The organism is Planococcus sp. BI3 (assembly GCF_056680115.1).
The window spans coordinates 364319-388972 of sequence record NZ_CM155266.1; the positions used below are offsets into that span (position 1 = coordinate 364319).

A 24654-nucleotide genomic window follows, 5' to 3' on the forward strand; every position below is an offset into this window, starting at 1 on the left:
GGTACGACACCAGTGCTAAACAAGTTATATGATTGGGTTGATGAGCGATTAGACATTACGCCTATCTGGCGTGATATTGCTGACCATGAAGTACCTGAGCACGTAAACCCCGCACACCACTTTTCAGCATTTGTTTATTGTTTTGGAGGACTTACATTTTTCATTACAGTGATTCAGATCTTATCCGGTATGTTCTTAACAATGTATTATGTACCAGATATTGAAAATGCTTGGCAGTCGGTTTATTATCTTCAAAACGAAGTCGCTTTTGGAGAAATTGTGCGTGGGATGCATCACTGGGGAGCTTCTCTTGTAGTAGTTATGATTTTCCTTCATACACTGCGGGTATTCTTTACAGGTTCTTATAAGAAACCTCGTGAATTGAACTGGGTCGTGGGCGTTTTGCTATTTGGCGTTATCCTTGGTTTAAGTTTCACAGGTTACTTGCTTCCATGGGATATGAAAGCTCTATTTGCAACAAAAGTTGGGATTGAAATTGCGGCATCTGTACCGGTGATCGGCCAATCGATCAAGCTTCTACTAGCTGGGGATACAACAATCCTCGGTGCACAGACCTTGACACGATTTTTCGCTATCCACGTCTTCTTCTTGCCTGCGGCTTTGCTTGGGTTGCTAGCTGCTCACTTTATCATGATCAGAAGACAGGGTATTTCAGGACCGCTATAATTTATTCCGCAACAAGGATTTTTTAAGGAGGGAACACTATGCATCGCGGAAAAGGGATGAAATTTGTAGGAGATTCGCGTGTTCCAGGTATGGAATTCCGTCAGCCGAATGTTCCTAAAGATTACTCCGAATACCCTGGTAAAACAGAAGCATTCTGGCCAAACTTCCTTTTGAAAGAATGGATGATTGGTTCCGTCTTCTTAATTGGTTATCTGCTTTTGACTGTCGCTCACCCTTCGCCTCTTGAAGGCCAGGCTGACCCGACTAATACAGCTTATATTCCTTTACCTGACTGGTATTTCTTGTTCTTATATCAATTGCTGAAATATGAATTCGCTTCCGGGCCATTCAACGTGGTTGGTGCCATCATCGTTCCGGGCCTTGCTTTCGGTGCACTTATGTTAGCGCCATTCTTGGATCGCGGACCGGAAAGACGTCCTTCGAAACGTCCATTGCCTACAGGATTTATGCTACTCGGAATTGCTTCTATCATTTTCCTTACTTGGGAATCGGTAGCAAACCATGACTGGGAAGCTGCTGAAGCGCAGGGACAAATTACAGAGGAAGTCGAAATTGATACAACTGACCCAGGATATGAAGTCTACTCTGGTGCCGCTTGTATTAGTTGCCACGGCGATAATTTGGAAGGTGCAGTCGGACCGACTCTAGTCGGCACAGGCTTGACTCCTGAAGAAATCGCTGACATTGCTGTCAACGGCATTGAAAAAGATGGCGCGCAAACTATGCCTCCATCATGGGACGGAACAGATGAAGATCTGCAAGTCCTATCTGAATTTATTTCTGGCCTTGAAGCTGAATAATAAAAAGTAGAAAAAGAGCCGGGAAACCGGCTCTTTTTTTCTACTCTGAAAGGAAGAAACTAATGCTATCCTTTGCGATTAAGATTTCTGCATGGTTGATGTTCCGTCCATTTTTAATCCTGCTATTCTTCATTAACTTGGGCGGAACAATTTATGGATACATATGGTATGGCTGGCAACTGAAAATCACCGAGCCAATCTTTTTAATATTTGTTCCTGACAGTCCGACAGCCAGCCTGTTTTTCACTATTGTGCTGGGGCTATGGATTTTTGGCAAGCGGAGCCGGTTGTTTGAAGCATTGGCATTTGTCACGTTGATCAAATACGGCTTATGGGCAGTCGTCATGAATTTGCTGACCTTGTGGGAAACCGGTTCAATCGGGTGGATTGGCTGGATGCTGATCGGTTCTCATTTTGCCATGGCTCTTCAGGCGGTCCTGTATATCGAACACTACCGTTTTGGCTGGCTGGCTGCAGCGTTAACGGCCATTTGGACTTTGCATAACGATGTTATCGACTATGTTTTTGGCCAAATGCCGATTTACAGCACTTTGAACGCATACAGCAGCCAAATCGGCTACTTCACTTTTTGGTTGTCGATAGCTTGTGTCGGCTTTGCCTTTTATGTGGCTTATTTGAATAAATCACAATCCGTTTCAGTTGACCAATATTGACTAAGCCAAGTAAAATAGAGGTATCAAGTAGAAAGAAAGAGGTGTCGCTTACACATGGGTGGATATATCTTATATTTTATCCTTTTGCTGATCATCCCGATTTGGGCGCAATTTAAATTAAAGAGAACATACAAGAAATACTCGAAAATTCGCTCTACCTCTGGCCATACTGGGGCACAGGTAGCACGCACAATTCTGGATGCCAATAATCTTCAGGACATTAAGGTCGTAGAAAGCCGTGGTATGCTGAGCGACCATTACAATCCGATGACGAAGACTGTGGCACTCAGCAGCCATAATTACCATGAAGCCTCGGTTGCCGGAACCGCAGTTGCGGCTCACGAAGTTGGACATGCAATCCAGGATGCAGAGGATTATTCCTTCCTGCGCCTGCGCCATCGCATGGTGCCAATCGTTAATATTTCATCGAATATGTCATGGGTGTTCATCATGATCGGGTTTTTCTCTGCTTGGAGTGGAGCGTTATTGATCGGAATCATCCTTTTGGCTGCCGGTGTGGTGTTCCAATTGGTGACCTTGCCAGTCGAGTTTAATGCCTCCAACCGGGCGATGGATCAACTGTTATCGCATAACATCATCCGCAATGACGAAGAACGCCACGCGAAAAAAGTGCTGAGCGCAGCTGCGATGACTTATGTGGCAGCTACCGCAGTCGCAGTTCTTGAACTGGCCCGATTGATTTTGATCTATACAGGCATGAACCGCTCATAAAAAAACGGCCCATAAAAAAGGGCCGTTTTTTCTATGTCCATTAGCCAATCGGCCGCTTTTCTTCATCAAGCGTAAATCCTTCGCCCATGACGTCGTGCACTTCAATCAAGGAAACAAACGCATGAGGGTCGACGGAGTTGATGATGTTCTTCAATCGGACGATTTCGTTTCGGGCTACGACACAATACAGGACTTCGCGCTCTTCTTTTGTGAAGTGGCCATAACCGCGAAGAATGGTGATGCCCCGATCCATTTCGGCAGCAATCCGGCTGGCGATTTCTTCCTGTGAATTTGAGATGATCAAAGCACCACGTCCAGCATAGGCGCCTTCCTGTACAAAATCGATGACGCGTGCGCCGACAAAAACGGCAACCAATGTATACATCATCGAACGATGGTCGAGGAATGTCAGCCAGGACAGCATGATGACGCCGGCATCAAATAGGAACATTGTTTTGCCCATGCTCCAGCCGATATATTTCTGAGCCAGGCGTGCAATAATGTCGACACCGCCTGTAGTTCCGCCATAGCGGAAAATAATTCCGAGCCCGACGCCAACAAAAACTCCGGCAAACAATGCTGCAAGGAAAAGATCATCCTGCAAGTTGATTTGGATTTCGTAGATCAGAAAAATCTTCAGAAATACAGAAACCGCAACTGTTCCAATAACGGTATAAAGAAAAACCTTTCTGCCAAGAAGTTTCCAACCAATAAAAAACAAAGGGATATTCAAAAGCAGGTTCATTAATGCTGGGTCCCACTGGAAGATAAAGTACAAAATCAATGTAATCCCGGCAAAGCCGCCTTCGCCCAGTTGGTTTTGGATATTGAAATGGACAAACCCAAAACTGTAGATGGCGGCACCCAACAGGATGAAAAAGATATTTTTTATTTTTAATTCTTTCAATTCAGTCAAGCCCCTTTCTTGAATATCAACTTCTGTATTATCGTTGAAATAATGTATTTTGACAACATCATCAGTTTTCTTTACGATTGACTGAGGAGTGTGATGAAATGAGCGGAGAAAAAACGATGAAACAGCTGCAGCAAGACGTTGAAGAGTATATTGGGCAATATAAGGAAGGCTATTTTCAGCCGATGGAAATGATGGCCCGGATGACAGAAGAGCTGGGTGAACTTTCCAGAGAAGTTATGCACGAATATGGACCAAAGAAAAAGAAGAGTTCTGAGGCAGTGAACAGCATCGAAGAAGAAATGGGAGATGTCCTGTTTGTCCTGATTTGCATGGCAAACTCCATGGACATCGATTTGGCGCAAGCACACGACCGCGTAATGGCGAAATTCGCCAGCAGAGACAAAAACCGTTGGACAAGAAAGGATGATGACAAATGACAATTCGCGTGGCAATCGCAGGAGCAAGAGGCAAGATGGGCAAAGAAGCCGTACATACAGTAATGGAAAATCCCGATATGGAACTGGTGTCTGTTTTGGATTATAAAGAAGTCGGCAACACATTGGCAGAAACGAATTTATTTCCTTCCAGTTATACCGTACCGGTCTTTATCGACCTTAACCAACTGCACACGGAAACCAAACCGGATGTGCTGGTCGATTTGACCACCCCTGAATTTGTATACGAACATACAAAACAGGCACTTGAATTAAAGATACGGCCAGTTGTCGGAACGACCGGCTTTTCCAGTGAACAGCTTGCTGAACTGATCGCACTGTCTAAAGATTCGAAAATTGGCTGTATCATCGCACCGAATTTTGCCGTTGGTGCGGTATTGATGATGAAATTTGCGGAACAGGCAGCCAAGTATTTGCCGGATATCGAGATTATCGAGATGCATCATGACCAAAAATTGGATGCTCCTTCCGGTACGGCGATGAAGACGGCTCATTTGATTTCACAGGAACGGCCGATCCATGAGCAGGGACATGCCCGCGAAAAAGAGACCCTTCCCGGTGCCAGAGGCGCGAAATACGATGGCATGCGCATCCATAGTGTCCGCTTGCCTGGACTCGTCGCCCATCAGCAGGTCCTGCTTGGTGGAGACGGACAGTTGCTGACGTTGCGCCACGACTCATTTAATCGCGGCTCGTTTATGTCAGGCGTCGTTTTATCCATTAAAACGGTCATGGAAAAAGAAGAACTTATTTATGGGTTGGAACATATAATCGTTTAAGGGGGAAGAGGACATGAAAATCGCTTTAATTGCCCATGACCGGAAAAAAGATGACCTGATTCAATTTATCACAGCCTATCAGCCAATATTGGCGCAGCACACGCTATACGCCACTGGAACGACTGGCCAACGGGTAATTGACGGAACCGGTTTGCCGGTCATCCGTTTTCAATCAGGTCCTCTTGGAGGCGACCAGCAGATCGGTGCCATGATTGCCCAGAATAAGATGGATATGGTCATTTTCTTCCGTGATCCATTGACTGCACAGCCGCATGAGCCTGATGTTACCGCATTGATTCGTTTATGCGATGTCTACAGCATCCCGCTGGCAACCAATATGGGAACGGCTGAAGTGCTCTTGAAGGGGCTTCAAGAAGGTTTTGTCGACTGGCGTCTGCTCGGAGAACGAAGAGGATAGGAGAGAATACTGTGCGGAAAATGAAAATTGGCATCACCTGCTATCCGACAGTTGGAGGATCGGGTGTCATTGCTACGGAACTAGGGAAAATGTTGGCTGAAAAAGGGCACGAAGTGCATTTTATCACGTCCAGCACCCCTTTTCGGCTGAATAAAACCTATGCAAATATTTATAGCCACCAGGTGGAGGTCAACACGTATTCGGTCTTCCAGTATGCGCCGTATGATATTGCGCTGGCGACGAAAATTGCAGAAGTGATCAAAAACGAGAAGTTGGATCTGTTGCATGTCCACTATGCAATTCCCCATGCGGTCTGTGCCATCCTTGGACGGGACATGGCAGGCTCCAATATCGGAATTGTAACGACCTTGCATGGCACAGACATCACGGTATTGGGTTCTGATGCTTCATTGAAAGAATCAATTCGCTATGGCATCGAAAAATCAGATATCGTTACGGCGGTGTCAGATTCTTTGAGAGACCAGACCTACGAACTGATCAAGCCTGATAAAAAAATTGAAACTGTTTATAATTTTGTTGATGAAAGAGAGTATCATCCGCAAGATTCAACAAAGCTGAAAGCGGAATTGGGCCTTGCTGCAGATGAAAAAGTGCTGATCCATGTTTCGAACTTCAGAAGCGTCAAGCGCGTTCAGGACGTTATCGAGACATTTTCATTGGCTCGTCAGCAACTGGACTGCAAATTGATGCTGGTTGGCGACGGACCTGAAATGAGCCGGATTATCCAGCAGGTCCGTGATCTCGGGCTGGAAGATCATGTGCTGTTTCTTGGTAAGCGCGACAGTACTGCCGAATTCTACAATATCAGCGACATCAAGATCCTGCTATCTGAAAAAGAAGCATTCGGCTTGGTGCTGCTGGAAGCTATGGCGTGCGGCGTTCCGGTGATCGGCTCCAATATCGGCGGAATGCCGGAAATTATCGAGCCGGGCATAAACGGCTATCTTGTCGAATTGGGTGATACGCAGCAAGCTGCCGAATACGTGGTTGAAATACTGAGTGACGAAACAAAGTTGCAGAAGCTGCGGCAAGGTGCGTTGAAAACGGTAGCCGATCGTTTCCATTCCTCTAAAATTCTCGAACAATACGAAGGCTTATATGAACAATTGCTGCCAAAGGACGAAGAGGAATGAAGACGGCGATCAAAGTGATCAGCATATTACAACAAGCCGGTTTCCAGGCCTATATGGTCGGTGGTGCTGTACGTGATTTTTTGCTTGGAAAAACGCCTCAAGATATTGACGTTGCGTCCTCGGCTTCCCCGCAGCAGGTAAAAGCGCTTTTCAAGCGGACAGTCGATACAGGAATAGAGCATGGCACAGTGCTGGTGCTCGTTGACGGTGAAGGCATCGAAGTGACGACGTTCCGGACCGAAGGCAACTATTCCGATAACCGGAGACCTGATTCGGTCGAATTTGTCCAATCACTTGAAGAAGATTTGAAGCGCCGCGATTTCACCATCAATGCGATGGCGATGACGGAAGATCTGTATATTATCGATCCATTTGGAGGGAAAAGTGATCTCCAGAATCAACTTATCCGTGCAGTCGGTAATCCGGATGAACGTTTTCAGGAAGATGCGCTGCGTATGCTGAGAGCTGTACGGTTTTCGGGACAGCTGGACTTTATTATCGACAGAGAAACCTTGAATTCCATCCAGCGCCATGCCGAATTGATCACAACGATTGCAGTTGAGCGCCTGAAGTCGGAAATCGACAAAATTCTTGTCAATTCGCGCACCAATACAAGCATGGCCTATCTGGAGGGCACGGGGCTGACGGATTTCCTGCCGGCCGGTCCGCTTTTCAAAGTGGATTGGAGCCATTACCAAACCAATGGCAAAGCAGCATTTGGCTGGATTTACCTATTGCATAAAAACAATCGTCCATTTGCAGAAATAAGGGATTACCGCTTCTCGAACGAAGAAAAACGGCTCATTGAAAAAACCCTGGAATTGGCCAATTTGGAATTTTGGGATCAATGGACATTTTACCAGTATTCAATCGAGCAATTGGAAAGTGCTGCTCGGGTAACCGGGAAATGGCTCGATCCTGCAGCGGCTAAAGGACAATTGCCCATCCAAACAAAATCCGACATAGCAGCGAGTGGACGGGATTTGATGGAATGGAGCGGAAGCCGTTCAGGTCCCTGGCTGAAGGAATGGATTGAAAAACTGGAAAAATTGATTGTCTATGGGGAATTAAAGAACGACAAAGAACTCATAAAGGACTGGTTTGTGAATGAATATCACCGTCACGCATAAGTTAGCAGAGCGATTGATCGAGTCGAACGGTGAGGCCGTATCTGGCCAGCAATTGGCAGATGAATTCGGCATTTCCAGAACAGCAATCTGGAAGCACATCAAAGATCTTGAGGAAAAAGGGTACATTATTGAATCGGTTAAGAAAAAAGGCTACCGCCTTGTCTCCATGCCGGATACCTTAGAGCCGCTGGCCATTCAAACAGGATTGAAGACCAAACGGATCGGCCAAAAAATCGAATATGTTGACAGCTGTCCATCCACTCAAATCATCGCCCATCAGCTGGCGCAAGAAGGCGTTCCAGACGGCACGGTGGTGCTGACTGAAGCCCAAACAGCCGGCCGGGGCAGATTGGCCCGTAAATGGGATTCGGCTGCGGGAAAAGGCGCATGGATGAGCATTATCCTGCGTCCGGATGTGGTGCCGCAAAAAGCCCCTCAATTTACGCTGGTCACGGCAGTAGCAGTCGTCAGAGCCATCGAAGAAGTCACTAAGCTTCAGCCAAAAATCAAATGGCCGAATGACATCCTGTTGAATGGCAAAAAATGCACGGGCATCCTGACTGAGCTTCAGTCGGACGCGGATGGCATTCAAGCGTTGATTATCGGCATCGGGTTGAACATCAATCAGGAAAAAGAGGATTTTGACCCGGAAGTGCAGGATATCGCCACTTCTCTGAAGATGGAGAATGGAGACCTGGTAAGCCGCCAAAAGCTGGTTCAGTCCCTGCTGTATTATCTGGAAATCTATACGCAGATGTATATCGAAGAAGGCTTTGGCATGCTGAAAGTCATGTGGGAAAGCTACTCGACCACTATCGGCCAGCCGGTGCGTGCGCGGATGACCAATCAGACACTCGAAGGCATCGCAGAAGGCATCACCGAAGACGGTGTCCTGCAATTGCGGACTGCGGACGGCAAGCTCCACGGCATCTATTCAGCAGACATCGAAATGGCCAACTAGAAGGAACAAATATACTGTGATTGATCTTTCACAAACCAGCTCCGCTTTCGGGTCTGCCTGGAGCGCTTTCTTCAAAACCTGATTCACATAATTCACCAAGCATGAAATATGTTTTTTCCTGGATTTCTGGTATAGTATTTTTAATGGGCAGTATCGCTTGCGAACTGCACCTAACAACCGCAAGACACCCAAAATTTCATAATAAGCAGTTCTGCCTTGATCACTTACACGACAGGGACGGAGGAAACCAAATGCACATTTACTGTCCTTCTGTCTTTTTTTCGGCGGAAGGGCTTTTTATATGGTTTTCTTCCCGAGAGGAGAGAAAAAAATGTTGATTTTACAGACGGTGAAAGAACTTAAAGAGTGGGTTCGGGAAACCAAAGGAGCAGGCCGCACCATCGGCTTAGTGCCGACAATGGGTTTTTTGCACGAAGGGCATTTGTCCTTGGTGGAGAAGGCCAAAGCAGAAAATGACAAAGTGCTCATGAGTATTTTTGTCAACCCGGCTCAATTCGGGCCGAACGAGGATTTCGACCGGTATCCGAGAAACCTGGAGCGCGATCAGCAGCTGGCCGAAGGGGCAGGGACGGATGCTATTTTTGCACCAGGCGTAGAAGAGATGTATCCGCGTGAAAGCCAAATCAAAATAACGGCCGGTGCCCAGGCAGATGTGCTTTGCGGTGCGAAAAGACCCGGCCATTTTGATGGTGTATTGAAAGTGGTGACGAAACTGTTTCATTTGGCTGAGGCGGATCTAGCGTATTTCGGGCAGAAGGACGCGCAGCAATTGGCAATCATCGAATCGCTGGTGGAAGATTTTAATTTCCCGATGGCAATACGGCGAGGCCAAACCGTGCGCGAAGAAGACGGACTGGCGAAAAGCTCCCGCAACGTCTATTTGAGTGAGGCAGAACGGAATGAAGCGCCCCACTTGAAAAAAGCGTTGGAAATGGGCAAAACCTTGTTTTTGCAAGGGCAGGATCCATTACAAGCTATGACTGCATATTTGACTGAACACACATCCGGGAAAATCGATTACATTGAATTGCTTGATTACCCGACACTGACCGCGGATATCCAGAACGATGCGATTTTGGCTTTGGCCGTTCAGTTTGAGAAAGCACGCTTGATCGATAATATCATTTTCAACCCAAAGGAGAACTGACCCATGCTTAGAATGATGCTCAATTCAAAAATCCACCGTGCAACGGTGACAGAAGCCGACTTAAACTATGTGGGAAGCATCACCATCGATCAGGATCTGCTTGATGCCGTTGGGATGCTGCCGAACGAAAAAGTGCATATCGTCAACAATAATAATGGTGCCCGTTTCGAAACCTACATTATTTCCGGGGAACGCGGCAGCGGCGTCATCTGCGTCAACGGAGCGGCAGCGCGGCTCGTGCAGCGCGGGGATATTGTCATCATCTTGTCGTATGCCTATGTGATGAATGAAAATGCCCGTGACCATAAGCCGACAGTCGCCATTATGGATGCCGACAATGGAGTCAAGGAAATCATCCATTACGAACCTGAAGCGACCGTCATGTAAACCGAACAGCCTCCGAGAATTATCGGGGCTGTTTTCTTTTGGGCTGATTGAAAGAAGAAGATTGAATTTTCATCTTGAAGGCGGAAAATCACAGGATATGTTACAATTTTTTTAGGCAATCACCTAAGAAAGAGGGGTTAAGATGAATACGCAAAAGTATGTCGTTGTCGATATTGAAACAACGGGCCATTCCCCTGCAAAAGGTGACCGGATTATTCAACTGGCAATGGTAACGATAGAAAACGAAATAATAACGGATACATATACGAAATTCATCAATCCCGGGCGAACGATTCCCCTATTTATTCAAGACTTGACAAATATTTCAGATGCTGACGTGGCCGATGCCCATGCTTTTGAATTTTACGCAGAAGAAATCTATGAAAAAATGCAGGATGCTATTTTTGTGGCGCATAATACCAATTTCGATCTGCCGTTTCTGCAGGCTGAGCTAAAGCGCAGCGGCATGCCGAAGTGGCAGGGCATTACGATGGATACAGTCGAGTTGGTCCGGCTCATGTACCCGACAGCGTTCAGCTTTAAATTGCAGGACATCACTTCAGAGCTGGGGATTCCACTTGAAAGTGCGCACCGTGCAGATGATGATGCCATGGCCACCGCGCTGTTGTTTTTGCGCGCCAAAAATGACCTGGAAGCTTTGCCGTACGATACCTTGGCATTTCTCCATAAGCGGTCTTTCCAGCTGAAATCAGACCTATCCCGCCTGTTCTTTGAATTGACGCAGAAAAAAAGAACTGCGCAGGCAGATCAATTTGACCGGTTTCAAGGGATTCCCCTGAAACCGAGAAATCTATTTGCAGCAGATCCAAACGGGCCTGACTCACTGCCGCGTGATTGGCGCCAAGGACTTGAAACGGTGTTTCCGAATTTTGAACGGCGTCCGAGCCAATATGAGATGATGGCTTCGATTGAGGATGCCTTGACCCATAAGAAGGAATTGGTCATCGAAGCCTCGACAGGGATGGGGAAAACCATCGCCTATTTGCTGCCGGCGGCCAATTATGCACTGGAAAGCGGAAAGCAGGTCATGATCAGCACCTATACCACACACCTGCAGGATCAGCTGGTCCTGAAGGAGGGTCGGATGGTCGAAGCCTTTATCGGTTCACCGGTCCGGATTTCATTGATCAAAGGCTTGTCGCATTACATTGATTTGGCACGCTTTGTCGAGTTGCTGCACGGGGAAGATGAATCCTATGATGAGACCTTCACTATCATGCAGTTGCTGGTCTGGCTCACAGCGACAGAAACCGGTGACTTAAATGAAATCAATTCATCAAGCGGCGGCCAGTTTGTGCTGGATAAGATTCGCCGTTCACATATCCGCAAGCTTTCAAAGCAGGAAAAAAAGTCGGATTTCTATGAATTTGCGCTGAAACAGTCGCAGCATGCCCACATCATTGTCACCAATCATGCTTTTCTGCTGAACCAGCATTTGAGCAAGAAATCGATCCTTGCCAACGTCGATGCCTTTATCTGGGATGAAGCGCATCAGGTTATCCAAGCGGCAGTTTCCCAGCACGAGAAAACGTTCGTTTATACGCAATGGAAATATATTTTCGGCCAGATCGGCAATCTGGACGACCGGCAATTATTTGCCGCGCTTTTTGAGACAGCTGAGCGGACTGGATTTTTGACTGTGCCTGAATTGCTTAAGCTGGAGTCGCTGTTCCAGAAGTTCACCTCGTTGTTCGACGAAGTCTCAAGCCTGATGGCAGTTGAGTTTGCGTCGAAGTTTGCAGCGAGCCGGCATAAGAAGAATGCCTCGCTCCTGAGTGAACTGTCACTCGAAGATGGCCGTTTTCTGGAAATGCTGCGTTATTTGAATGAATGGATCGATTTGTCGCAGCTCGTTTTGCAAAAAGCTGAGCGGTTAACGGAAAAAAATATCCGGGACCAGCTGACGATAGCGGATTGGCGCTATTGGACAGAGGAAATGATGGTCAAGGCAGTCGAGTTCAGTGAAATTTTCGTCTTTCCGCTGACAGACGAAGTCAGCTGGATTGAAGGCGACCTGAGAAGTCTGCCGACCAGCCTGTCCTTATACAAGCGGCCGTTTGCTGTGGCTTCCCTAGTAGACAAGGTAGTTGCTTCAGCACGTGAAGACAAAGCCATCATCTGGCTGTCAGGAACGATGACTGTTCCTGCCAATGACCGGTTTATCGTCAACCAAATTGGCATTCCACAGCACGTACCCATCCTGAAGTTCGAGCCGCCCAAAGATTTTTATCAAGGAGCGCATGTCTATATTGTGGAAGATATGCCGGACATCCAGCAGGTTTCCCAGCATGAATACATCGAATCGGTGGCGGATGCGGTAATTCAGACAGTCATTGTGACAGAAGGCCGCTGTTTCGTTCTCTTCACGTCACAGGATATGCTCCGGAAAACCGTAGACTTGATTCAGGACACGGGGTTGCTGGATGATTATATGCTGTTTGCACAGGGCATTTCGTCAGGCAGCCGCATGAAGTTATTGAAGTCATTCCAGCGTTTCCAGAAATCGGTGCTGTTTGGCACCAATAGTTTCTGGGAAGGCGTCGATGTGCCGGGAGACGCCCTGCGTGCAGTAGTGGTGGTACGCTTGCCATTCACGTCACCGGATGAGCCGATCTTCAAGGCGCGATCTGAAATCATTTCGCGTGAAGGCATCAATCCGTTTCTGCAATATGCGCTGCCCGAGGCGGTGCTTCGTCTGCGGCAGGGATTTGGCCGGTTGATCCGATCGAAAAATGATAAAGGCCTGTTTATCGTGCTGGACCGCAGAATCGAGACGAAATCATACGGCAAGGAATTTATAAGCGCTTTGCCAAAAGTCAAAGTATCCAAAGTGTCTCTAGAAAAGATGGTAACCGATATTGAAGCTTGGTATAATAAGCAATGATATAATGAAAGGAATGGCGCATGCATGGAATCAAAAATTGAAGTGATCTCTACAGTGGAGCTTACGTATCAAAAGGATTTATATAAAGTGGTGGACGCCTTGAACCGTAGCTTGAAAGACAAGAATTTAATGTTCGGACTGGCACTTGACAAGGAAGATTCTGAAAAAGCAGTTTTCACAATTTATAAAACATAGGTGATGAAATGAGACAATGGATCACATTCATACTAGGTTTTTTATCTTTTTTGGCAGTCGCCATCATCGTCTTGGTTTTATTTCTTGGCAATAAACCTTATTCGGAAACCGAAGAACAGGCAATCGACCGGGCAAAAAGCGAGCAGCTGATTGAAGAAGTGGAACGGGCTTATGTCTATACCAATTCTGCGGTTTCCGTAACAGTGCTTGGGACAAACAGCAAAGGTGAATTGACTGCTGTTTTTGTTCCTGAAGGCGAAGGCGAGATGCAGACGATTCCGTTGGAAGACAAGGTCACTGCTCAACAGGCACGTGAACTTGTACTTGCTGAAATGGACGTCAAGGACATCCTGCATACCAAGCTTGGTATGGAAGGCGAAGGGCCAGTGTGGGAAATTGCCTTTCTGAATGAAGAAGACAGCTTGAATTATGTCTATTTATCAGCGAGTGACGGAACTTGGTGGAAACGTATATTGAATTTGTGAAAGGGCGGAAAAAATTTGATCAACTTAGCGAATCGTGTACAAACTCTAACACCTTCAACAACTTTGGCAATCACGGCAAAAGCAAATGAATTAAAAGCTCAAGGAGTCGATGTGATCGGCCTGGGTGCTGGGGAGCCGGATTATAATACACCGGCGAACATCCTCGAGGCTGCCTATCAGTCGATGATAGAAGGAAAGACGAAATATACGCCGGCAGGCGGGCTGCCTGCTTTGAAAGAAGCCATCATCAATAAATTGCAGCGGGACCAGCACTTGAGCTACCAGCCGAAAGAAATCATGGTCGGCATTGGCGCGAAACACGTTCTCTATACATTATTCCAGGTCTTGCTAAACGAAGGGGACGAAGTGATCATTCCGATTCCTTACTGGGTCAGCTACCCGGAGCAGGTGAAACTGGCGCAAGGCGTTCCGGTATACATAGAAGCGACAGCCAGCCAGGAATACAAGATCTCTCCTCAGCAATTGAGAGAAGCTGTGACTGACCGGACGAAAGCCGTTATCATCAATACACCGAGCAATCCGACAGGCATGATTTATACCAAAGAGGAATTGGAAGCTTTGGCGGAGGTCTGCCGTGAATTTGATATTCTGATTGTTTCAGATGAAATCTATGAAAAATTAATTTATGGGGATGTGGAGCATACTTCCATCGCGACGCTTTCGGAAGATGCCAAAAACCGCACCATTCTGATCAATGGCGTTTCAAAATCCCATTCGATGACAGGTTGGCGCATTGGTTATGCAGCTGGCGACGCTAAATTGATCAAAGCCATGACGGATTTGGCGAGCCATTCCACTTCAAACCCGGCAACAACTTCGCAATATGCGGCAATTGAAGCTTATAATGGACCACAGGATACGGTGGAAGAAATGCGCCAGGCGTTTGAACGGCGTTTGACTGCCATTTTCCCGAAACTGCAGGCCATTCCGGGTTTCAAGGTGATTCGCCCTCAAGGTGCATTTTACTTATTGCCGGATGTTTCGGAAGCAGCTGCGAAAACCGGTTACGCATCAGTCGACGATTTCGTAACGGCTCTATTGACTGAAGCCAACGTAGCGGTCATTCCAGGCTCAGGATTTGGTGCGCATTCGACGATTCGCCTGTCTTATGCAACCTCGCTTGAAACTTTGACAGAAGCCGTAGAGCGGATCCATCAATTTGTTACATCGAAATGGAAAGACTAAGACCACATTATTCTTTGGAGGCTATCGCTGGATGAAAAAAATTACCATTGCCGAAATGGCTAAATATAACGGACAGACAGTAAAATTAGGAGCTTGGATCGCCAATAAGCGTTCAAGCGGAAAAATTGCTTTCCTGCAGCTGCGCGACGGTTCAGGATTTGTGCAGGGTGTTGTCGTGAAAGCCGAAGTGGGCGATGAACTATTTGCGACTGCTAAAGGGCTGACACAGGAAACGTCCCTGTATGTAACAGGAGAAGTAAAAGAAGATGAGCGCTCAGCATTCGGCTATGAGTTGGCTGTAACGGGCATCGAAGTGATCCACGAAGCGAAGGATTTCCCAATCACACCAAAAGAACACGGAACGGAATTCCTGATGGACAACCGCCATTTATGGCTGCGTTCGCGCAGACAGCATGCCATCATGAAAATCCGCAACGAGATTATTCGTGCGACTTATGAATTTTTCAATGAAAATGGCTTTGTGAAAGTGGATCCGCCAATATTGACAGGTTCATCTCCAGAAGGCACATCTGAATTGTTTGCAACGAAATATTTCGACGAAGATGCCTATTTGTCGCAGTCAGGCCAGCTGTATATGGAAGCTGCTGCCATGGCACTTGGAAAAGTCTTCTCGTTCGGCCCGACTTTCCGTGCTGAGAAATCCAAAACACGCCGCCACTTGATTGAATTCTGGATGATCGAGCCGGAAATGGCATTTATGGAACACGCGGAAAGCCTGGAAGTGCAGGAGCAATATGTCTCGCATATCGTCCAATCCGTATTGAACAACTGCAAATTGGAATTGGAACGTCTGGAAAGAGACGTATCGAAACTTGAAAAGATAAAAGCACCATTCCCGCGCGTCTCGTATGATGATGCCATCATATGGCTGAACGAAAATGGCTTTGAAGACATCAAATGGGGCGAAGATTTTGGCGCGCCGCATGAAACGGCATTGGCGGAAAGCTATGATATGCCGATCTTCATCACCAATTACCCAATCGGCATCAAGCCATTCTACATGCAGCCGCATCCGGAACGCGATGATGTCGTGTTGTGTGCAGATATGATCGCACCGGAAGGCTACGGAGAGATTATCGGCGGATCTGAACGAATTCATGACTATGACTTAATGAAACAACGGATTCAAGAACATGGCTTGGATGAAGAAGCCTATGCCTGGTATTTGGATCTTAGCAAATACGGAGCGGTTCCACATTCTGGATTCGGCTTAGGACTTGAGCGGACCGTTGCTTGGATCAGTGGCGTTGAACACGTCAGAGAATCTATTCCATTTCCGCGTCTATTAAACCGTCTATACCCATAAAAATATAAATATATAAATGGAAAGGTGGTTGGGATATGAAACAACCTAATCGGCTGCAAACGTGGATTGAGCAGGGAAATGTTAACATTTCCCAGCTTTTTTTTCAGTTTTATAAAGAACTGAAGATTACAGACGAAGAAGCCATGCTGCTCCTGCACATTCAGGCATTTCAACAGACCGGAAACCAGTTTCCAACGCCTGACGAAATCGGTGCGCGCATGATGACTTCGCAAAAAAGCGTAACAACTATGCTGCAGAAATTGATGCAGCAAGGCTATTTAGCAATTGAGCAAACGACTGAAAACGACGTTTTGACGGAAATCATTTCGCTTCAGCCCCTATGGGACCGATTGCTGGACTGTGTTTACAAAGAACAGCATGAAGTGAAGGAAACGACCCAAAAGGAACTGGAAGGGGAAATCTTCCAATTGTTTGAGCAGGAATTCGGACGTTTTCTGTCACCAATGGAAATCGAGACCATTTCGATGTGGATGGACCAAGATGGCCATACGCCGGACGTGATCCGGATGGCGTTGAAAGAAGCGGTCATTTCACAGAAAATCAGTCTCCGTTATGTGGACCGGATCCTATTCGAATGGAAAAAGAAGAATATTAAAACTTCCACGCAAGTCACCAAACACGCAAGCTCTTTCAGAGAGAAAAATATCCGGATTCAGCCGACAGAGAACGTTGCGAAAAAAGTTCAGTTTTACAATTGGCTGGAAGACCGCAATTAGAAGGTGAAGTAGATGATGTCGAAAAAAGAATGGCTTGCCTGCTTGGAAGAGATGGACCGGATGTTCCCGGATGCCCATTGTGAATTGGTGCACCGCAATCCCTTTGATTTATTGATCGCGACGCTCCTGTCTGCTCAATGCACCGACAAGCTGGTGAACCGGGTGACGGCTGATTTATTCCAAAAGTACCACACACCTGAGGATTATGTATCGGTTTCTCTTGAGGAACTGCAGCAGGATATCCGCTCGATCGGCTTGTTCCGCAATAAGGCTAAAAACATCCAGGCGCTCAGCCAAATCCTGATCGATTCGTACGGCAGTGCAGTACCAGCTGACCGAGATCTGTTGATGACATTGCCGGGAGTCGGACGCAAAACGGCCAATGTGGTCGTTTCTGTGGCTTTTGGCATACCGGCATTGGCGGTGGATACTCATGTTGAACGAGTCGCCAAACGCTTGGGCTTGAACCGGTGGAAAGACAATCCGCTTCAAGTGGAAGAAACCATCATGAAAAAAACACCAGCAGATGACTGGTCCAAAACGCATCACCAAATCATCTTTTTTGGCCGCTATCACTGCAAATCACAAAACCCCGGCTGCCATATCTGTCCGCTTTTTGATCGATGCCGCGAAGGACAGAAACGTGAGAAAAAAGGACTTGTTAAACGTGAAATCGTCACAGAAGTTAACTAAAGAACAGGTGGAGCCCTTTTTTCAGCAATGGGATCGGCTATCGGCAGAATTAGCCGATCTTCATAGCCAGCGGAACAAGGGCACAAAAGATGCCCTGCAAAGCGGGATCAGCGTCTATAAATCCTTGCTGGCCTATTGCCGGGAAGCGTTGCAGGATGAAGGATTTGAACCTTTGAATGGCTCGGAACGCTTGTCATTCATCGAGGCATCTCCAAAAACTTATGCGGCTTACCGCCAAATGGACGAACTGTTTTCAGAGTTGAAGAAGACCCTCGCCAGAAAGCGGATCGAACTCAGCCGTTTAAACGAATAGAACGAAAAAACCCCCGAATGCCTGAGCATTCGGGGGTTTTTCTGAATTTAGTTAGTATCTTCACCGTCGGCCTCTTCGTCTTGTGTATCATTGTTTCCGTTGCCGTTTTCGTTATTGCCATCTTCGTTTCCGTTGCCATTGTCGGCGTTGCTGTTCCCGCTGCTGTTGACAGAAGGCGTTTCGCCTTCCTCTTCTTCAGTTGGATCTTCCGGAACGTCGATAGGCGCTTCTTCGGTTGGTTCTTCTTCAACCGGTTCTTCTTCGGTTGGTTCTTCTTCGGTTGGTTCTTCTTCAGCCGGTTCTTCTTCAACTGGCTCTTCTTCAACCGGTTCTTCTTCGACCGGCTCTTCTTCAACCGGTTCCTCTTCGGCCGGTTCCTCTTCAACCGGCTCTTCTTCCGGTTCTTCAGGAGCAGCAGCAACTTCTACCACAGTCGAAGCAGGATCGCTTCGTTGGGTGCTGTTGACGGCCACGACGCGGAATGTATAGCTCTTGCCGTCTTCCAGGCCATTGAAGGTATAGGACTGGCTTGATGACGTGCTGAGTACAGTCCGCGATCCATCGACTTCCACCGATACTTCAAATGACACATCATCGTCGCCGTAGTTCCAAGATAGCTGCGCTGAATTGCCTTCAACATTTGCACGCAACCTGCTTGGTGCATCCAGATCTTCGACAATATAACGCTGGGATACTGAATTTGGTTCAGTGCCGCGTGCGAATAATTCAGAGCTGCGCATGCTGTAAGGTGTAAACGCGCTGGCTAGTTTCAATGGCTCAGAGCCCACTTCGACAACTTGTTCAGTCACCGATTCGGGCTGTTCAAAACGGGCTGTTTCAGGTGATGAAATCTCTGACATTACGTCTTTGAACAAACGCTGAGACAGCAGCCGTTCGTTTGATGCCGTGTCAATCGGTGTTTTCCGATCAGCATAACCGCTCCAAACCGAGATGGAATAATCTGTTGTATAGCCGGCAAACCAAATATCCAGTGCGGAGGAGGAGTCAAGACCATATTCTTCAAGCTTATCAGCCCGAAAGTTAGTGGTTCCGGTTTTGCCTGCTACGTCCAACCCGTTGATGGCGGCTTCTTTTCCGGTTGATCCTGAAAGGTTTGTGTCCATAACATCTCTCAAGATATCCGTGACCATGTATGCAGTGCTGTCTTTCATGGCTTGCACCGGTTCTGGTTCAACAACTTGTTCGGTTGAACCATCACGGAAGACAATTTTCTTGATGGTATGCGGTTTAATGAATTCTCCTTGATTTCCAAAGGCTGCAAAAGCGCCAGCCATGTCGACAGTTGAAAACTCAGCAGAGCCCAAAGCTGTCGATTCAAAGATATCTTCCATGTCCAGTCCGACATTTTTCATGAATTCACCGGCATTTTCAGAGCCGACTTCTTGCAGGGTTTTAATGGCAGGGATATTGCGCGAGCGGTAAAGTGCTTCGCGGATCGTCATGGTTCCAAGGAATTGCCCATCGACGTTCCGGACTTCTTGGCCGTCTTCGTACGAGTAAGGCTCATCTACGATTGTCTGGCCGGTTGACCAGCCCAGGTATTCGATGGCTGGGCCATAATCCAAGAGGGGCTTAATGATCGACCCTACCTGGCGGCTGCTATCGGTAGCATAATTATGGCGTACATCGCCGGTGTATTCACGTGCCGCACCGACTGCGCTGATGCCGCCTGTTTTTGTATCAACCACAGTCATGGCAGATTGAACTTTATCATCAAAAAATAGATCAGAAGCCATCGCTTCGTTTACTTTAGTTTGGACGTAAGGCTCCAGGGTAGTGTAGATCGTCAGGCCATCGCCCAGTGAATAATCACCTTCCAATGATTCCAGTTCATCTTCGACCATCTCCATGAAAGCAGTATGTTCACTGCTGGCTGTTTGAGGCTGGCGTTCCCCTTCAGGCACCAATGAATCGGCAAGAGGTGCTGCCTGCGCCTGCTCTTTTTCTTCCGTGGTGATTTTCTCGTGCTGTTCCATCAGGCTCAAGACGACATTGCGCCGTTCTTCAGAACGCTCCGGATTGGTGAATGGGTTATAGCCATTCGGACTTTGCGGCATACCTGCAAGCAAGGCGGATTCAGCAAGCGTCAGCTCGCTAAGTGGCTTGCCGTAAAAATATTCTGAAGCTGTACCGAAACCGTAGATATTTCCGGACATCAGAATTTTATTGAAATACATCTCGAAAATTTCCTCTTTTTCGTATTCGCGTTCCAGCTTGAATGCCAGGTAAGCTTCCTGGGCTTTTCGTTTTAAGGTCTTGTCATTGGTTAAAAATGAATTTTTGATGACCTGCTGGGTGATGGTGCTGGCTCCCTGTGAGCCGAAGCCGCCAGTGATGTTTGCAATGACTGCACCGCCCAAGCGGATGACATCGATTCCGGAATGTTCATAGAAGCGATTATCTTCTGTCGCTAAAATAGCATTTTCAATCGATTCTGGAATATCTTCATAATCGACATACTCCCGATTCTCGGAGGTGATATAGGGAATTTCTGTTTCGCCGTCGGCTGCGTAGAAGGTCGGGCTGATCGGATCACGCAGCAATTCTTCATCAAGGTCGGGGGCGCTGCTCGCATAGAATGCAAACAGGGAGGCTCCAAATACAAAAACTGCGATGCCGATGGCGACAATTGCCAGCAGGATGCGTTTCATCCATGTTACTGCAGGAGATTTCTTTTTCTTTTTGTTAGTGGTCTTCTTTTGGCGTTCGATTGCTTTTCGGCGTTCTTCACGCGAAATTTGTTTATCGCTCAAGATCGGTTCCTCACTTTCATATATATAATGGTGCTTAGAGCTTATTCAGAAGAGGCAGATAATCGATGCGTGGGAATGCTCCAGGTGTTATTTCAAATGAAGTTTCTTCAATTTCCTGCAAAGTAACGGATTTTCTTCCGCCTGTTACCATCCGGTTCCAAAAAACCTCAAGTTCTCCAAATGGCATGATGAAATAGCGCTGCCAGGAAGAGAATCGGATGATCATAAACGCCGTCCCGTTCTGTTTGACCACTTGGGCCATGTGGTGAATCTGGTGATCATGAATATTCTTCAAAGGGAATGATGTCTTGTTTTCCGTTTCCTTTGCTTCAAAGTCGATGTATCGGCCATTCCAGACGCCGTTGTAATCTGTCGTCGAAGGAGCCTGGAAATAGGCTTCCCGTATCACGGCAGCACTTCTGGAAGGGTACTCCACTCTGACAATCTGAAGAGGCACCGGCTTCTTGTGGATGACAGCCAATCCCAGCTGAAGGTAATAATCATTGGTTTCATTCAATTCGTCTTCTAATGTCTTGCCGCGGTTGCTGAAGGAAAAATCCTTCTTCTTTTTCGGCGCTGTCTTTTCTTTGGCAGGTTGTTCTTGTGGCGGAATGAACTTTTTTCCGTTCGGATAATTTATTGCCATTATGATACACCTCGCTTACTCTATCATATCACAAGCTTTTAGACGACTGATATGATGAAAGGTTTCAACAATTTAAGTTGAGGCTGAGACCGTTGCCTATTGCTGATCCGCAATCTAGTTTCGTATATTTCCACAGCCGCTGCGCGCATCATTTTCTTGCTTTTCATGAGCGGACAACAGCCAAAGATGATGAGGCTAACTGGAGTCCATGCTTTTCAACTGTACTTATCCGGAGGTTATGAAGAGCGAGGGGACTCCTGTTTATACACTGGATTCCCGCATTGGCCATGCCCGAGCCCATCGTAGTGTTGCAAAGTTGAACTTTTTGGTTCTTCTTATTTATATCTTCTAATAATAGCGGATTTCTCCGCCCGTTCCAACAAGAAAGAATGTCTGTTCGATAAAAGTCGTGTCGCTTTAGTGAATATGATAAACTAATGGCAATGGAGGGGTTGCAAAATGACAGTTAGAGAACTCTCTTCTGCATTATACGACGAATGCGGAAAATGCTTGGACCGCTTTTATGACATGCGTGAAAAAGACGCGGTACCTGATTTTTATGAGGATGTTAAACCATATGCCGATTACTGGCACGGAAAAATAAATGAATGGCAAAAAGAATCCTTGCTGTATATTCAGCAGGAACGGCCGAAGTATGTCCACAAGCCGACAATTGATACAGCGGCAGAAGGCATGACACAGTTTTTTGTTCAAAGCTTCTATAAGGAGACCAGCAAGAAGCGCTTTATCCAGACCATTCAGGCTGCCCAATACACGCTGCAGACATTTATCCTGGCTTTCGATGAAAAGAGTGCGGAGCATGATTAAGCGAAAAAATCTGGTTGAATTGATGGAAGAATGGAAAACAGAACCTGATATGATGGAACGGATTGTCCATTGGCATACGAGGCAGGAAAAACCTGCCCAGTACGCTGACTTTCCGCCGGAGATGCATGACAGCCTGAAGGCGGCTCTCCGCAAAAAAGGCATCGAACAATTGTATACCCACCAGCGTGAAGCGTTCGATTTGGCGACATCCGGTAAATCGTTCACTGCCGTTACACCGACAGCATCAGGCAAATCCTATTGCTATCATCTGCCGGTGCTGCACAAGATTCTAAACGATCCGGGTGCGCGCGCTCTGTACTTGTTTCCGACAAAAGCATTGGCGCAAGACCAGAAAAGTGATCTGCATGATTTGATTGAGAAGACCGAAGAGGCGATTCTGTCCTATACCTATGATGGAGACACGTCACCGGCAATCCGGACTAAGGTACGTAAAGCGGGGCAGATTGTCATGACCAATCCGGATATGCTGCATTCCGCTATTTTGCCGCATCACACAAAATGGGTCTCTCTTTTTGAGAACCTTCATTATATAGTCATCGATGAATTGCATACCTACAAAGGAATATTCGGGACACATGTCGCACATGTCATCCGCAGACTCAAACGGATCTGTGAATTCTACGGCAGCGACCCGGTCTTTATCTGTACCTCTGCTACCATCGCCAACCCAAAAGAGCTGGCTGAAAACCTGACCAACAGTACACATCAGCTGATTGACCAAAACGGTGCACCTTCAGGCAAAAAGCATATCGTCTTCTACAATCCGCCGATTATCCATCCGACTTTCGGTGTGCGCAGAAGTGCAATATTGGAAGTCCGTGACCTGGCCACACACTTGATCAAAAATGGCATCCAGACGATTGTCTTCGCCAAGAGCCGTGTCCGCGTCGAAATGCTGGTGACTTACCTGCAGGCGATCACTAAAATGAAGCTGCAGGACGACTCGATCAAAGGCTACCGTGGAGGCTATTTGCCGACAGAACGCCGTGCCATTGAAAAAGGTCTTCGCGATGGATCGATCAAATGTGTGGTGTCCACCAATGCGCTGGAGCTTGGCGTCGACATCGGACAGCTTCAGGCGTGCATCATGACGGGCTATCCCGGCAATATTGCCAGTGCCTGGCAGCAGGCAGGGCGTGCGGGACGCCGTCAGGATGAATCCCTGGTAATCTATGTGGCTCAGTCGACTGCACTGGACCAATACATCATCAACCATCCGGAATATTTGCTGGACCAATCTCCGGAAGAAGCGCGCATCCATCCCGAGAACATCATCATCCTGATGGATCATTTAAAATGCGCTTCTTTTGAATTGCCATTTCGCATCGACGACCAGTACGGGGAATTCCAAGTCCAGGAACTGCTCCAGTATCTGCAGGAAGAAGGGGTGCTCGTGCAGACCTCGGACCGCTGGCATTGGATGAGCGACCGTTTCCCGGCGCATGATATCTCCCTGCGGTCGGCTTCACAGGAAAACGTCGTCATCATCGACCAGTCTGTTCCTGCCGACACGCGGGTCATCGGGGAAATGGACCGCTTCAGCGCCATGACGCTTTTGCATGAAGAAGCGATCTACCTTCATCAGGGCACACAGTTTCAAGTGGAGATTCTGGACTGGGAAGAAAAGAAAGCTTATGTCAGGGAAGTCGATGTGGACTATTTCACCGATGCCAATCTGGCAGTGGAACTGAAAGTGATGAGCGAAGACAAAGACAAGAAGATGAACGGCTCAGAAGTTTTCTACGGGGATATCGCTGTTCTTGCGATGCCGACGATTTTCAAGAAAATCCGTTTTGATTCACATGACAATATCGGTTCTGGCCCCATTTCGCTGCCGGCGGAAGAGCTGCATACTTCGTCGACGTGGCTGAGCTTCACAAAGCCGGAAGATTTTTCGGAAGCGGAATTGTCGGATACCATGACCGGCGCAGCCTATGCCATTGAGTCGTTCATCCCGATATTCGTCCAATGCGACCGTCGCGATGTCCATGTCGTGCCGCAGGTGAAATCGCCGCATAACGATATGCCATCCTTTTTCATCCACGACTCTTATCCGGGTGGCATCGGCATCAGTGAGCGGATTTACGATTTGTGGCGCCCTTTGCTTGATAAAGCGCAGCAGCACGTCTCAGAATGCCCTTGTCTGGATGGGTGTCCCTCATGCATCGGCGCACAAGATGCCGCCGTCAGTATGAAAGGCCATGTTATCCGGTTATTGAATGAGCTTCGTAAAGAGGGGTGA

The 24654-nt window shown here is 47.3% G+C and carries 25 protein-coding genes; 22 read left to right on the forward strand and 3 right to left on the reverse strand.

What is annotated here, in order from left to right; all coding sequences use genetic code 11:
- Positions 1 to 12: 12 nt before the first annotated feature.
- The 4 genes from qcrB to AC1MEO_RS01855 all read left to right on the forward strand — a co-directional run bounded on the left by qcrB (position 13) and on the right by AC1MEO_RS01855 (position 2914).
- A complete protein-coding gene (gene qcrB / locus AC1MEO_RS01840; RefSeq protein ID WP_480333924.1) occupies positions 13 to 687 on the forward strand; it encodes a menaquinol-cytochrome c reductase cytochrome b subunit in 675 nt (224 codons plus the stop codon).
- A gap of 38 nt (positions 688 to 725) precedes the next feature.
- Positions 726 to 1508, forward strand: a complete 783-nt coding sequence (locus AC1MEO_RS01845) for a c-type cytochrome (RefSeq protein ID WP_480333925.1) — start codon at positions 726 to 728, stop codon at positions 1506 to 1508.
- Between the two features lie 62 nt (positions 1509 to 1570).
- Positions 1571 to 2182 (forward strand): lipoprotein heptaprenylglyceryl N-acetyltransferase LhaT, encoded by a 612-nt coding sequence (lhaT, locus tag AC1MEO_RS01850; RefSeq protein ID WP_480333926.1) that lies wholly within the window; start codon positions 1571 to 1573, stop codon positions 2180 to 2182.
- A 54-nt stretch (positions 2183 to 2236) separates the two neighbouring features.
- Positions 2237 to 2914 carry a zinc metallopeptidase gene (locus AC1MEO_RS01855; RefSeq protein WP_480333927.1) on the forward strand — a complete coding sequence of 226 codons (678 nt, stop codon included), beginning with the start codon at positions 2237 to 2239 and terminating at the stop codon, positions 2912 to 2914.
- A gap of 40 nt (positions 2915 to 2954) precedes the next feature.
- Here the strand turns inward: AC1MEO_RS01855 and AC1MEO_RS01860 are convergent, their stop codons facing one another.
- The gene (locus AC1MEO_RS01860; RefSeq protein ID WP_480333928.1) at positions 2955 to 3821 is read right to left on the reverse strand and encodes a YitT family protein; all 867 of its coding nucleotides are present in this window, start codon (positions 3819 to 3821) and stop codon (positions 2955 to 2957) included.
- Between the two features lie 107 nt (positions 3822 to 3928).
- Between AC1MEO_RS01860 and AC1MEO_RS01865 the strand changes: the two genes are divergently transcribed.
- The 16 genes from AC1MEO_RS01865 (at position 3929) to AC1MEO_RS01940 (ending at position 18143) form a co-directional block, all read left to right on the forward strand.
- Positions 3929 to 4267 carry a nucleotide pyrophosphohydrolase gene (locus tag AC1MEO_RS01865; RefSeq protein ID WP_480333929.1) on the forward strand — a complete coding sequence of 113 codons (339 nt, stop codon included), beginning with the start codon at positions 3929 to 3931 and terminating at the stop codon, positions 4265 to 4267.
- Positions 4264 to 5064 carry a 4-hydroxy-tetrahydrodipicolinate reductase gene (gene dapB, locus AC1MEO_RS01870; RefSeq protein ID WP_480333930.1) on the forward strand — a complete coding sequence of 267 codons (801 nt, stop codon included), beginning with the start codon at positions 4264 to 4266 and terminating at the stop codon, positions 5062 to 5064. The genes AC1MEO_RS01865 and dapB overlap by 4 nt, the downstream gene beginning before the upstream one ends.
- A 13-nt stretch (positions 5065 to 5077) precedes the next feature.
- Positions 5078 to 5482, forward strand: a complete 405-nt coding sequence (gene mgsA / locus AC1MEO_RS01875; RefSeq protein ID WP_480333931.1) for a methylglyoxal synthase — start codon at positions 5078 to 5080, stop codon at positions 5480 to 5482.
- An 11-nt stretch (positions 5483 to 5493) separates the two neighbouring features.
- Complete coding sequence (bshA, locus tag AC1MEO_RS01880) at positions 5494 to 6636, forward strand: N-acetyl-alpha-D-glucosaminyl L-malate synthase BshA (protein ID WP_480333932.1); 1143 nt, start codon at positions 5494 to 5496, stop codon at positions 6634 to 6636.
- Positions 6633 to 7766, forward strand: a complete 1134-nt coding sequence (locus AC1MEO_RS01885) for a CCA tRNA nucleotidyltransferase (RefSeq protein ID WP_480333933.1) — start codon at positions 6633 to 6635, stop codon at positions 7764 to 7766. Before bshA ends, AC1MEO_RS01885 begins: the two co-directional genes overlap by 4 nt.
- Positions 7744 to 8727: a biotin--[acetyl-CoA-carboxylase] ligase gene (locus tag AC1MEO_RS01890; RefSeq protein ID WP_480333934.1), complete on the forward strand. Its 984-nt coding sequence runs from the start codon at positions 7744 to 7746 to the stop codon at positions 8725 to 8727. Before AC1MEO_RS01885 ends, AC1MEO_RS01890 begins: the two co-directional genes overlap by 23 nt.
- Before the next feature lie 331 nt (positions 8728 to 9058).
- Complete coding sequence (gene panC, locus AC1MEO_RS01895) at positions 9059 to 9895, forward strand: pantoate--beta-alanine ligase (protein ID WP_480333935.1); 837 nt, start codon at positions 9059 to 9061, stop codon at positions 9893 to 9895.
- Positions 9896 to 9898: 3 nt separating this feature from the next.
- A complete protein-coding gene (gene panD, locus AC1MEO_RS01900) occupies positions 9899 to 10282 on the forward strand; it encodes an aspartate 1-decarboxylase (protein ID WP_480333936.1) in 384 nt (127 codons plus the stop codon).
- Positions 10283 to 10424: 142 nt separating this feature from the next.
- A complete protein-coding gene (gene dinG / locus AC1MEO_RS01905) occupies positions 10425 to 13187 on the forward strand; it encodes an ATP-dependent DNA helicase DinG (RefSeq protein ID WP_480333937.1) in 2763 nt (920 codons plus the stop codon).
- Between the two features lie 24 nt (positions 13188 to 13211).
- The gene (locus AC1MEO_RS01910; protein WP_480333938.1) at positions 13212 to 13382 is read left to right on the forward strand and encodes a YpmA family protein; all 171 of its coding nucleotides are present in this window, start codon (positions 13212 to 13214) and stop codon (positions 13380 to 13382) included.
- Between the two features lie 8 nt (positions 13383 to 13390).
- Positions 13391 to 13867: a cell wall elongation regulator TseB-like domain-containing protein gene (locus AC1MEO_RS01915; protein ID WP_480333939.1), complete on the forward strand. Its 477-nt coding sequence runs from the start codon at positions 13391 to 13393 to the stop codon at positions 13865 to 13867.
- Between the two features lie 15 nt (positions 13868 to 13882).
- Complete coding sequence (locus AC1MEO_RS01920; RefSeq protein WP_480333940.1) at positions 13883 to 15073, forward strand: pyridoxal phosphate-dependent aminotransferase; 1191 nt, start codon at positions 13883 to 13885, stop codon at positions 15071 to 15073.
- 31 nt (positions 15074 to 15104) lie between these two features.
- Entirely contained in the window at positions 15105 to 16400 is a 1296-nt protein-coding gene (gene asnS / locus AC1MEO_RS01925; protein WP_480333941.1) for an asparagine--tRNA ligase, read from the forward strand.
- Positions 16401 to 16435: 35 nt separating this feature from the next.
- The gene (locus AC1MEO_RS01930; RefSeq protein ID WP_480333942.1) at positions 16436 to 17137 is read left to right on the forward strand and encodes a DnaD domain-containing protein; all 702 of its coding nucleotides are present in this window, start codon (positions 16436 to 16438) and stop codon (positions 17135 to 17137) included.
- Between the two features lie 12 nt (positions 17138 to 17149).
- Positions 17150 to 17830, forward strand: a complete 681-nt coding sequence (gene nth, locus AC1MEO_RS01935; protein ID WP_480333943.1) for an endonuclease III — start codon at positions 17150 to 17152, stop codon at positions 17828 to 17830.
- A complete protein-coding gene (locus tag AC1MEO_RS01940) occupies positions 17805 to 18143 on the forward strand; it encodes a YpoC family protein (protein ID WP_480333944.1) in 339 nt (112 codons plus the stop codon). Before nth ends, AC1MEO_RS01940 begins: the two co-directional genes overlap by 26 nt.
- Before the next feature lie 47 nt (positions 18144 to 18190).
- Here the strand turns inward: AC1MEO_RS01940 and AC1MEO_RS01945 are convergent, their stop codons facing one another.
- Together AC1MEO_RS01945 and recU are read right to left on the reverse strand one after the other, a co-directional pair.
- Complete coding sequence (locus tag AC1MEO_RS01945) at positions 18191 to 20917, reverse strand: PBP1A family penicillin-binding protein (protein WP_480333945.1); 2727 nt, start codon at positions 20915 to 20917, stop codon at positions 18191 to 18193.
- Positions 20918 to 20951: 34 nt separating this feature from the next.
- Positions 20952 to 21563 (reverse strand): Holliday junction resolvase RecU, encoded by a 612-nt coding sequence (gene recU, locus AC1MEO_RS01950; protein WP_480333946.1) that lies wholly within the window; start codon positions 21561 to 21563, stop codon positions 20952 to 20954.
- Between the two features lie 459 nt (positions 21564 to 22022).
- Here recU and AC1MEO_RS01955 point away from each other — a divergent pair, with 459 nt between their 5' ends.
- Both AC1MEO_RS01955 and AC1MEO_RS01960 read left to right on the forward strand, forming a co-directional pair.
- Entirely contained in the window at positions 22023 to 22391 is a 369-nt protein-coding gene (locus tag AC1MEO_RS01955; RefSeq protein WP_480333947.1) for a YppE family protein, read from the forward strand.
- Positions 22384 to 24654 carry a DEAD/DEAH box helicase gene (locus AC1MEO_RS01960; RefSeq protein WP_480333948.1) on the forward strand — a complete coding sequence of 757 codons (2271 nt, stop codon included), beginning with the start codon at positions 22384 to 22386 and terminating at the stop codon, positions 24652 to 24654. Before AC1MEO_RS01955 ends, AC1MEO_RS01960 begins: the two co-directional genes overlap by 8 nt.

Excerpts from the sequence above, each read along its gene's own strand:
- lhaT (WP_480333926.1), top strand. The coding sequence starts at position 1,571 with ATGCTATCCTTTGCGATTAAGATTTCTGCATGGTTGATGTTCCGTCCA.
- AC1MEO_RS01910 (WP_480333938.1), top strand. The coding sequence starts at position 13,212 with ATGGAATCAAAAATTGAAGTGATCTCTACAGTGGAGCTTACGTATCAA.
- AC1MEO_RS01930 (WP_480333942.1), top strand. The coding sequence starts at position 16,436 with ATGAAACAACCTAATCGGCTGCAAACGTGGATTGAGCAGGGAAATGTT.
- AC1MEO_RS01885 (WP_480333933.1), top strand. The coding sequence starts at position 6,633 with ATGAAGACGGCGATCAAAGTGATCAGCATATTACAACAAGCCGGTTTC.
- AC1MEO_RS01845 (WP_480333925.1), top strand. The coding sequence starts at position 726 with ATGCATCGCGGAAAAGGGATGAAATTTGTAGGAGATTCGCGTGTTCCA.
- recU (WP_480333946.1), bottom strand. The coding sequence starts at position 21,563 with ATGGCAATAAATTATCCGAACGGAAAAAAGTTCATTCCGCCACAAGAA.
- AC1MEO_RS01890 (WP_480333934.1), top strand. The coding sequence starts at position 7,744 with ATGAATATCACCGTCACGCATAAGTTAGCAGAGCGATTGATCGAGTCG.
- panD (WP_480333936.1), top strand. The coding sequence starts at position 9,899 with ATGCTTAGAATGATGCTCAATTCAAAAATCCACCGTGCAACGGTGACA.
- AC1MEO_RS01915 (WP_480333939.1), top strand. The coding sequence starts at position 13,391 with ATGAGACAATGGATCACATTCATACTAGGTTTTTTATCTTTTTTGGCA.
- AC1MEO_RS01960 (WP_480333948.1), top strand. The coding sequence starts at position 22,384 with ATGATTAAGCGAAAAAATCTGGTTGAATTGATGGAAGAATGGAAAACA.
- panC (WP_480333935.1), top strand. The coding sequence starts at position 9,059 with ATGTTGATTTTACAGACGGTGAAAGAACTTAAAGAGTGGGTTCGGGAA.
- dapB (WP_480333930.1), top strand. The coding sequence starts at position 4,264 with ATGACAATTCGCGTGGCAATCGCAGGAGCAAGAGGCAAGATGGGCAAA.
- AC1MEO_RS01955 (WP_480333947.1), top strand. The coding sequence starts at position 22,023 with ATGACAGTTAGAGAACTCTCTTCTGCATTATACGACGAATGCGGAAAA.
- mgsA (WP_480333931.1), top strand. The coding sequence starts at position 5,078 with ATGAAAATCGCTTTAATTGCCCATGACCGGAAAAAAGATGACCTGATT.
- AC1MEO_RS01855 (WP_480333927.1), top strand. The coding sequence starts at position 2,237 with ATGGGTGGATATATCTTATATTTTATCCTTTTGCTGATCATCCCGATT.
- AC1MEO_RS01865 (WP_480333929.1), top strand. The coding sequence starts at position 3,929 with ATGAGCGGAGAAAAAACGATGAAACAGCTGCAGCAAGACGTTGAAGAG.
- asnS (WP_480333941.1), top strand. The coding sequence starts at position 15,105 with ATGAAAAAAATTACCATTGCCGAAATGGCTAAATATAACGGACAGACA.
- nth (WP_480333943.1), top strand. The coding sequence starts at position 17,150 with ATGATGTCGAAAAAAGAATGGCTTGCCTGCTTGGAAGAGATGGACCGG.
- dinG (WP_480333937.1), top strand. The coding sequence starts at position 10,425 with ATGAATACGCAAAAGTATGTCGTTGTCGATATTGAAACAACGGGCCAT.